Raw genomic sequence first — 3,416 nt, forward strand, 5'->3', positions numbered from 1 at the left:
GCCGCAGGTCCACAATCCGGTCAAGCAAGGCCTTATCACGCCGCTCATCGAGATCGCGCGTGAAAGGGGCGTCTCGGCCTATGTCGGCGAAGGCCGCAATCGCTACTCCGCGGGCCACCTCCTCGATGCGGCGCGGCTTTACCGGCTCGCCGTGGAAAAGCGGCAGCCGGGCGCGCGCTATCACGCGGTCGGCGAGGAAGGTGTCGAAGTGCGCGCTATCGCCGAGGCGCTCGGCCGGGGTTTGAAATTGCCGGTGGTTTCCATTGCGCCGGAAAAGGCGGCGGAGCATTTCGGCTGGATGGCGATGTTCGCGCCGATGGATCTGCCGTCCTCCAGCGCTCTGACCCAGGCACGGCTCGGCTGGCACCCCACCGGCCCGACGCTGATCGCCGATCTCGATGCCATGCGGTATTGATGCGCTTAGCAACGCTCGAGGTGAGCCGAAGTCTCTGACTTCGTCATCCCTGGACGAAGCAGGAGCGCAGCTCCGTCGCGGAGACCCTGGGCCACGCCGCGACCTTTCGGGATTATGCTCCAGGGCTGACCGCGTAGCGCAGATGGACGAGCCCATGCGCCAGCGCCTCGCAGCTCTTCAGGGACAGCTGCGTCTTGCCCGCCAGGCCGCTCTCGCCGAACTCGGCGAAACCCTGATTGGCGGCCCGCCCGTCGATCGCGGGTGCAACGAGAAGGCTCAATTCATCGACGAGCCCGGCGGCGAGGAAGGAGCCGTTGATGCTGGCGCCGCCCTCGAGCAGCAGCCGGCTTATGCCGAGTTCGCGTCCGAGGACCTCAAGCATGGCGGCGAGATCGACATCGGCGGTTTCCGCGACGATATAGGACACGCCGTCGGCGGCAAGCTCTGCCAAATGGCTGTCGGCAACGTCGCGCCCAAGCAGCACCACGACATGGTCGCCACCGATGTCGGGTTTGGAAAAGTGAAGCTTGCCCGAGGCATCGAGCGCCACGGCATAACTGCCCGCACCTATTTGCGCGAAATGATAGGGCCGGTCGACCTTGCCGGCATTGGCCGGCGGATGCGCGCCGGCCTTGCTCATCTCGGCCATGGTGACGCGCCCGACGATCCAGGCATCAGCCGCGAGATCATTATGGATATGCTCGTAGAGGCTCGACCACTCGGCCCGGGTGCCATCGGGGCTCGAGGTATAGCGGCTGGGGTGGAGGCTGCCGTCAAGGGATGCCAGCATATGGCAGATGATTTGCGGCTTCATGTTGTTCTCCAGTCGAGTGCTTTGGGTTCAGTCCAAAGTAGTGCCACGCGGGGAGAATGGAAGCCGCACGCCTCATGACGTACCCAGCCGTTGAGACGGCATGTGCCGGCAGGTATCATGACCGGATGTCCGCGAACATAATCCTGTTTCATTCGGTTCTGGGGCTGCGCGAGCACGAGCGGCATCTTGCGGGAAAGCTGGGCGCCGCCGGTCACGCCGTTTCGCTGCCGGACCTCTATGCGGGCGTGGCGACGGACGATCTCGAGCAAGGCTTCGCGATCAAGGCGCGGATCGGCTGGGAGGTCATTTGCCAAAGGGCGCGCGATGCCCTGGCCTCGACGCCCGGCGATACGGTGCTGGCGGGGATTTCGATGGGTGCAGGCGTGGTCGCGTCAGTCTGGGCCTTGCGGCCGCTGACGGCCAAGGTGCTGCTGTTGCATGGGCTGGCAACCGTGCCTGCGAACATCCGGCCCGGCCTGCCGGTTCAATTGCATGTCGCCGACACCGATCCGTTCTTCCCCGAGCCGGATGTCCGCGCCTGGCAGCACGCCGCCGAGGCCGCGCAAACCGATGTGCGGATCTTCCGCTATCCAAACTCGGGACATTATTTCTCGGATCCAGCTCTGCCCGACTACAACGACACAGCCGCGGCGCTGCTTTGGCAGCGTGTTCTGGCGTTCCTGGATTGAGAAGCAGAGGGGCGGCCTTGCATTGGAGGTCTTCCGACAAAGCGGCCCCCACGCCGGAAATCCAAAATCCGACAATTCCGATAATTTGCCTGGCACCGCTGTTATATCGATGTTGCACAAATGGTTGGCCCTGGGTTAGCATCCCTGCGCAGGCGTCGGTGGGAGGCTCTTTTTACAGCGGCGGCCAGCTGGAGCGGCATGCGTTTTCGGGCGCAGGGAGGATGCTCCACACTTTGAACCGACGCATGATCCTTCCTGAAACCGATCCCGGTTTTCGGGTCGTGCGTTCTTGTGGAGGAGGATCCCATGAACAGACGTGAATTCCTGCTGTCGTCCGCGGCTTTCGGCGCCATGATGGTTGCCGCGCCTTCTGTGTTTGCGCAGGACAAGCTCACTATCCTTGGCTCGGTGCCCAGTCTCGGCTTTCCGTTCTTCGTGCACATGCTGAACGAGATCCAGGCGGAAGCCGCCACGCAAGGCGTCAATCTGACCGAAAGCGACGGCCAGAACTCGGCCACCAAGCAGACCGCCGACATCGAGGCCGCCCTGGTGCAGAAGGTCAACGCCATCGTCATCTCGCCGCTCGACGTCAACGCCCTGGCGCCGGCCATCGAGGAAGCGGTCAAGGCCGGCGTTCCCGTAGTGACGATCGACCGCCGCGTAGACGGCGTCGAGGGCATCCTCGCCCATGTCGGCGCCGACAATGTGAAGGGCGGCGAGGCGGAAGCCAACGCCGTGGTGGCGGCGTTTCCCAACGGTGCCAAGCTGTTCCATCTGCAGGGCCAGCCCGGCGCCGGCCCGGCGATCGACCGCAACAAGGGCGTGCACAATGTGCTCGATCCTCTGAAGGACAAGTATCAGATCGTCTTCGAGCAGACCGCCAACTTCGCCCGCGCCGAGGCGCTGTCGGTGACCGAGGCTGGCCTTGCCGCCAACGGCAAACCCGACGCCATCGTCTGCGCCAATGACGACATGGCGCTGGGCGCCATGGAGGCTTGTGCCGCGCGCAACTTCACCGACGTCAAGATCTACGGCTTCGATGCACTGCCCGAAGCGCTGGTCGCCGTGCGCGACGGCAAGCTTGCGGGCACGGTCGAGCAATTCCCCGGCGAGCAGTCGCGCACTGCGGTGCGCATCGCGGTGGCCTTTGCCAAGGACAAGACCGAGCCGAAGGAGAAGCTGGTGCTGCTGACGCCAATCGTCATCGGCAAGGACAATCTCGACAAGGCGGAGCGGATTGGCGAGACGAAGTAGAGGTTTGGCGGGGATCGGCCGATTGGCAAGGCCGGCGGGACAGCGCCCCCCTCTGTCCTGCCGGACATCTCCCCCTCAAGGGGGAGATCGACTGTTCCTCCTGCTTTCGCCAGTTCCCAAATGTTGAAAGAAAAGGTGTCGCCGGTGACACAGCCAATCTCCCTTGAGGGGGAGATGTCCGGCAGGACAGAGGGGGGCGTTCAAGCGCTGACAGGCGACATCAACTGCATGGAAGGAGCCACCC

The 3,416-nt window shown here is 64.1% G+C and carries 3 protein-coding genes and 1 pseudogene; 3 read left to right on the forward strand and 1 reads right to left on the reverse strand.

Annotation, left to right across the window (positions count from 1 at the left end; translation table 11 throughout):
- A pseudogene (locus tag EN914_RS28800) lies at positions 1 to 415 on the forward strand (NAD-dependent dehydratase); the annotation flags it as partial.
- A gap of 112 nt (positions 416 to 527) precedes the next feature.
- On the opposite strand, the gene EN914_RS28805 reads toward EN914_RS28800, so the two are convergent.
- A complete protein-coding gene (locus EN914_RS28805; protein ID WP_024501765.1) occupies positions 528 to 1,229 on the reverse strand; it encodes a RibD family protein in 702 nt (233 codons plus the stop codon).
- 125 nt (positions 1,230 to 1,354) lie between these two features.
- Between EN914_RS28805 and EN914_RS28810 the strand changes: the two genes are divergently transcribed.
- Together EN914_RS28810 and EN914_RS28815 are read left to right on the forward strand one after the other, a co-directional pair.
- A complete protein-coding gene (locus tag EN914_RS28810; protein WP_024501764.1) occupies positions 1,355 to 1,918 on the forward strand; it encodes a dienelactone hydrolase family protein in 564 nt (187 codons plus the stop codon).
- 306 nt (positions 1,919 to 2,224) lie between these two features.
- Positions 2,225 to 3,172 (forward strand): substrate-binding domain-containing protein, encoded by a 948-nt coding sequence (locus tag EN914_RS28815; RefSeq protein WP_127389427.1) that lies wholly within the window; start codon positions 2,225 to 2,227, stop codon positions 3,170 to 3,172.
- The last annotated feature ends 244 nt before the right edge of the window (positions 3,173 to 3,416 follow it).

The organism is Mesorhizobium sp. M7A.F.Ca.CA.001.08.2.1 (genome assembly GCF_003998455.1).
Taxonomy (GTDB): domain Bacteria; phylum Pseudomonadota; class Alphaproteobacteria; order Rhizobiales; family Rhizobiaceae; genus Mesorhizobium; species Mesorhizobium ciceri.